Here is a 5,325-nt window from a genome sequence, read left to right as displayed (position 1 = left end):
GCGGCAAGATTGAGAAGGCCTACACCAAGGTGAAGGCTGAAACCATGGCCGACGACATCCTGAGGGACCTGGGCCTGACCTGATCTCAGCGGTGCCAACCCACCACCGCCAACGCCGCCATGGCCTCGAGGGCCAGATCCGGTGCATGCACGGGCTCAAGCTGCTGCGCCGTCAGCAGAGGCAACACCAATGCGGCATCTCCTCCAGTGAGCCAAAGGCAGCTGCCCGCAGCCTCTGCCGCGGCCAGCGCAATCCCGGCCGCCACGGCACGCCGGCAGCCCTCCCCCATGGCTGCATCGGTGCTGTGAGGCCAGGTTGGCGCGGGCTGACCGGCCTTGAAGCAGAAGTCGTCCAGATCGGGCAACCGTGCCGTGGAGCCGGACAGAGCCTTGAGCTGCAAGGCCACACCAGCGCTGATCAAGCCGCCCTCGAAACAACCCTCAGCGCTCACCCGCGTGAGGCTCAAGGCTGTGCCGGCATCTGCCACCAAGACCGACTTCTGTTGTTGCTGCCAGGCCCACCAGCCCACCAAAGCGCGATCGATACCCAGCCAGGGCGGTGCCCCCTTGAGGGGCACATCTCCTAACTCCAGCCGTTTCCCCGCCAACGAGGGGGAATAGCGAGGCAATGAACCCACCGCAGCCCAGGCCTGGAGGTCATCCCCGTCGAGTGCATCAGCCGGCGGGGTATGCCAGCAACGCAGCCCACCAGCCGTTGCGGAGGGCTCGGCCCAATGCCAGCGGCTGTTGCCAATCAACAACAGCCGCGCCACTCAGATGCCCTCGCCGGCCATCCCCGGCAGGTGAATGCCGCATTCCTGCTTGAGGCCCCCGAAACGGGTGGCCCGGCCGCTGATCCCCCCATCATCTGGGCCACTGGAATGCCAGTCGCCCACCGTGGAGTAACCCTGCTCAAACAACGGGTGCTGCGGCAGCCCGTGCTCCTGCATGTAATAAAAAACGTCTTTGTTCGTCCAGGCGAGCAGTGGGCGCAGGGCCCAGCGGCCGCGCACCTGCGCAAGCGGTTGCATGGTGCTGCGGTGATCGGTCTGCCGGCCACGCACACCGCTGGCCCAGCAGCGCACCGCCATTGCCTCCAGGGCGCGATCCAGGGGCTCCACCTTGCGGATGCGGTGGTAGGTCTCCATGTCTTCCACGCGGCCTGTCTCCCAGAGGCGGCCATGCAAGGCCTCCATCCGCGCAGGACTGATCTCAGCCTGGGCTACGTGCACCTGAAGCCCCAGCAGCTCGATCAGTGTTTCGGCGTAGCGGTACGTCTCGGGGGGGAGATAGCCGGTATCCACCCAGATCACGGGCACGGAGCGATCCAGCTGGCTGATCAGATGCAGCGAAACCGCCGCTTGGATGCCGAAGCTGGTGGTGAGGGCAAAACCATCACCAAACTGGTCCAGGCCCCAGCGCATCCGCCCCAGCGCATCAAGGGAATCCAGTGCCAGGCAGCACTGCTGCTCATCCAGCGCGGTTGAGGTGGTGGCCGGTGTGCTCGTCATCAGACCATCCTCCAATGCCAGGGGAAAGCGCTTCCGTGCCCGCAGCTGCTGGTTAGGGTTCGCGCAACACCATCCGCCCGATCGGAACCAGTGCCGCCAGCCGAGGCCGAACAGCAATCTGTTGTGGTGGTCGGAGGCGGCTTCGGCGGACTGAGCGCCGCCCTGCAGCTGGCGGCTGCAGCCCCTGACATACCGGTGCTGCTGATCGAACCGCAGGAGCGGTTCCTGTTTCTGCCCCTGCTCTACGAGCTGCTCAGCCAGGAACTACGGCGCTGGGAAATCGCACCGCGCTACAGCGAACTGCTGGCCGGCAAAGGTGTGGTGTGGCTGCAGGAGCGCGTGAGCCAGATCGACACCACCACCCAACAGCTCACCACAGAATCCGGGCGGCAGCTGCACTACGGCGAACTGGTGATTGCCACCGGCGGTATGCCCACCAGCCACGGCATCCCCGGCGTCGAGGAACACTGCCTCGGGTTCCGCAGCCTGGCGGATGTGGATCGCCTGCAGCATCTGGTGCAGCGGCTCAAGCAAGAGCAACGCCCCCTGCAGCGCCTGGCGATTGTGGGAGCCGGTGCCAGTGGCGTAGAGCTGGCCTGCAAGCTGGCCGACCTGCTGCAAGGCGCAGCGGTGGTGGAACTGATCGAACAGGGCGAGGAACTGCTGCCGGGAGCACGCTCTTTCAATCGAGATCAAGCCCGGCAAGCGCTGTTGCAGCGCGATATCCGCCTGCGCACAGGCACACGGGTGACGGAAGTGAGCGCCACAACGCTCAACCTCCAGCGGGACAGCACCAGCGAAACACTGAGCTGCGATGGGGTGATCTGGACCGGTGGGGTCGTGGGCAGCGTTCCCAGCCTCACGCCAGCGCTGGAGCTCGATCGCCGCGGCAGGCTGCCGTGCCATAGCGATCTGCGGGTGATCGGCGCCGACCACCTGTTTGCGATGGGCGACGCCGCCCTCTGCTTCGACACCAGCGGGGAAGCCCATCCCGCCACCGCTCAGGTGGCCTACCAACAGGCCAGCTGCATTGCGGCCAACGTGCTGCGCGAGCGGCGCGGCGAGGAGCTGCAACCCTTCATCTGGAAGGATCTGGGGGAAATGCTGGGCTTGGGCATCGGCCAGGCCACCCTCACGGGCATGGGGATCACCCTGGCCGGCCCCGCGGCATTCCAACTGCGGCGCCTGGCCTACCTGGCCCGGATGCCAGGGCTGCAGCATCAGCTGCGCGTGGCCGGCGGCTGGTTGGCCGATTGGTTCTGACGCCCTGACACTGCGACGCACCACCACTCCATCGATGACCGACGCGCGCCGACCCGAGGGCTTGCTGCTCGATGCGATGGGCACCCTGATCGGCCTGCGGCGCTCCGTGGGCAGCACCTACTCCGCCTTCGCCGCCGAATACGGGCTGAGCGTGGAGGCTGAAGCGATCAATGCCGTCTTTCCGCAGCTGTTCAAAGCAGCTCCGCCGCTGGCCTTCCCCGGCCTGGAGGGCGCAGCCCTGCTGAGGGCCGAGCAGGCCTGGTGGGTGGAGCTGATCGCCGGCTGCCTACAAGCCTGCGGCCATGAAGGCCCCCTGCCCGAGGGTCTGGGCCCCGCACTGTTTACCCACTACGCCACTGCCGAACCCTGGCAGGTGTATCCCGACGTGGCGGATCACCTGCAGCGCTGGAGCGCCGCAGGCCTGAAGCTGGCGGTGGTGAGCAACTTCGATCAACGGCTGCACTGCCTGCTGGAGCAGCTGGAGCTGGCGCCATGGCTGGATGCGGTGGTGGTGTCATCGGCGGTGGGAGCGGCAAAGCCCGATCCGCGCCCCTTCCAGCGGGCCTTGGAGCTCCTGCAACTGTCGGCGGCGGCGGCCTGGCACATCGGCGATAGCCCCGAGGATGAAGCCGGTGCCCGCGCGGCCGGCCTGCACTGTGTACTGATTGAGCGCAGGCGGCCCGCCAGCATCCCAGGTGGACGCAACCGTTGAAGCAAACCGCCCTGCTGGGCCGCACCGCCGGCCTGCGTCCTGCCCAGAGCCGGCGCCTGGAGCGCCTCAGCCACCGGCGCCACCCAGAGGCCTACGGAGCCGATCTGCTCACCCTGCAGCGGCTGGCGGCCGAGAGCACGGAGCTGGAGCTGCCGTTGAGCCTGGTGATCGATGGCCGCGGCCTCTGCCGCCTGCTGTGGGTGGGGCCGCTGGAGCAGTCAGGCCGGCTGCTGGAGCGCCTCCCGGGCGGGCCGCGCCGCCAGGGCAGTGACCTGCGCCTGATCACCTGCGTGGGCCGGGCCAAGCAGCTCGACCCCCACGGCAGTGAAGCGGTGGTGGGCCTGGATCTCGATCCCCAGCTCTGGCTGCGCTACGGGCAACAACCTGGCGCCGGCGGCTACTGGTCAGCTGCGGCTTACCTGCCCGGCGGCGACCCCAGCCATCCCTGGCAGCAGCAGCACGAAACTGATCTCAGTGCGCTCTGCCAGTGGATCCCACCGGAGCGGCAAGCGCCTCCGCAAGCGGCAATCAAGCCCAGCGGCCTCGAGCAGGTGCTGCTGCTGGTGCTCAGCCCCTCCGACCCCGAAACGGCGCGGCGGGAGATCGCGGAGCTTGAAGGGCTGGTGCGCAGTGCCGGCTCGCTGCCGGTGGGACTGGTGGTGCAACGCAAGGCATCGGGCTCACCGCAAACCCTCTGGGGCGAGGGCAAGCTGCGCGAAGCCGCCCTGGAGGCACGGCGGCTCGGGGCATCGCTGGTGGTGACCGATCGCGAGCTCACCCCCGCCCAGGCCCGCAACCTCGAGCAGCTGCTGGATCTACCGGTAAGCGATCGCAGCGAGCTGATTCTCGACATCTTTGCCCAACGGGCCGCCAGTGGAGCAGGGCGGCTGCAGGTGGAACTGGCGCAGCTGCGCTACCGGCTGCCGCGGCTCGTGGGCCGCGGCCTGAGCCTCTCGCGCCAGGGCGGCGGCATCGGCACCCGCGGCCCCGGTGAAACCCAACTGGAAAAGGATCGGCGCGCCATCGCCCGCCGCATCGACAAACTGCAGCGGGACGTGCAGAAGCTGCGTGAGCACCGGGCCCGCATCCGCAGCAGCCGCCAAGGCCTGCAGCGCTTTGCCCTGGTGGGTTACACCAACGCCGGCAAGAGCTCCCTGCTCAATGCCCTGAGCAAGCCAGCCGCTGGCGAGGCCGTGCTGGCAGAGAACAAGCTCTTCGCCACCCTCGATCCCACCACCCGCCGCATCAGCCGGCCCAATCCGGCTGGCGGACCACCCCAAACCCTGCTGCTCACCGACACGGTGGGGTTCATCCGCGCCCTGCCGCCACCGCTGGTGGAGGCCTTTCGCTCCACGCTGGAAGAAACGCTGGAAGCCGATCAGCTGTTGCTGGTGGTGGATCTCTCCGATCCGGGCTGGGTGGACCAACTGAACACCGTGCACACCATCCTTGATGAGCTGGGCAGCGACACCCCGCGCCGGCTGATCGGCAACCAGATCGATCGCTGCACAGCCCAATCCCTGGAGCAGGCACGCAAGCTCGATCCCCAGGTGCTGTTTGTCTCGGCCACAGCGAGCCTGGGCCTGGAGGGGTTGCGGGAGTGGTTGTTCAGCGACCAGCCGCCACTGGGTTGACGCCTGGGTTGACGTCAGTTCACACCCTGGCTATGGCAGCATCTGGACCTCAAATCAACCCAGCCCCATGGCGCTCCAACTGGGCGACACCGTCCCCGATTTCACCCAGAACTCCCAGCTGGGTCCGATCAACCTCTACGACTTCGCTGGCGACAGCTGGGTTGTTCTCTTCTCCCACCCCGCCGACTACACCCCGGTGTGCACCA

The 5,325-nt window shown here is 67.6% G+C and carries 6 protein-coding genes; 4 read left to right on the top strand and 2 right to left on the bottom strand.

Annotated features, from left to right (window positions below; all coding sequences use genetic code 11):
* Nucleotides 1-85: 85 nt before the first annotated feature.
* Together ACIQ2E_RS12235 and ACIQ2E_RS12230 are read right to left on the bottom strand one after the other, a co-directional pair.
* On the bottom strand, nucleotides 86-772 hold the full coding sequence (locus ACIQ2E_RS12235; RefSeq protein ID WP_398330888.1) for a type III pantothenate kinase: 687 nt from the start codon (nucleotides 770-772) through the stop codon (nucleotides 86-88).
* On the bottom strand, nucleotides 773-1,510 hold the full coding sequence (locus tag ACIQ2E_RS12230) for a phosphoadenylyl-sulfate reductase (RefSeq protein WP_398330885.1): 738 nt from the start codon (nucleotides 1,508-1,510) through the stop codon (nucleotides 773-775).
* A 90-nt stretch (nucleotides 1,511-1,600) separates the two neighbouring features.
* On the opposite strand from ACIQ2E_RS12230, the gene ACIQ2E_RS12225 reads away from it, so the two are divergent.
* From ACIQ2E_RS12225 to ACIQ2E_RS12210, 4 genes are all read left to right on the top strand, one after another.
* On the top strand, nucleotides 1,601-2,773 hold the full coding sequence (locus tag ACIQ2E_RS12225) for an NAD(P)/FAD-dependent oxidoreductase (protein ID WP_398330882.1): 1,173 nt from the start codon (nucleotides 1,601-1,603) through the stop codon (nucleotides 2,771-2,773).
* A gap of 34 nt (nucleotides 2,774-2,807) precedes the next feature.
* Nucleotides 2,808-3,485, top strand: coding sequence for an HAD-IA family hydrolase (locus ACIQ2E_RS12220; RefSeq protein WP_398330879.1), 678 nt, complete (start codon nucleotides 2,808-2,810; stop codon nucleotides 3,483-3,485).
* Nucleotides 3,482-5,119, top strand: coding sequence for a GTPase HflX (gene hflX, locus ACIQ2E_RS12215; RefSeq protein WP_398330876.1), 1,638 nt, complete (start codon nucleotides 3,482-3,484; stop codon nucleotides 5,117-5,119). Before ACIQ2E_RS12220 ends, hflX begins: the two co-directional genes overlap by 4 nt.
* A gap of 67 nt (nucleotides 5,120-5,186) precedes the next feature.
* A partial coding sequence (locus ACIQ2E_RS12210) for a redoxin domain-containing protein (protein ID WP_398330891.1) occupies nucleotides 5,187-5,325 on the top strand: 139 nt, incomplete at its 3' end.

The sequence above is a fragment of the Vulcanococcus sp. genome, assembly GCF_044369115.1.
Taxonomy (GTDB): domain Bacteria; phylum Cyanobacteriota; class Cyanobacteriia; order PCC-6307; family Cyanobiaceae; genus Vulcanococcus.
This window is presented reverse-complemented; position numbering and strand designations above follow the sequence as displayed.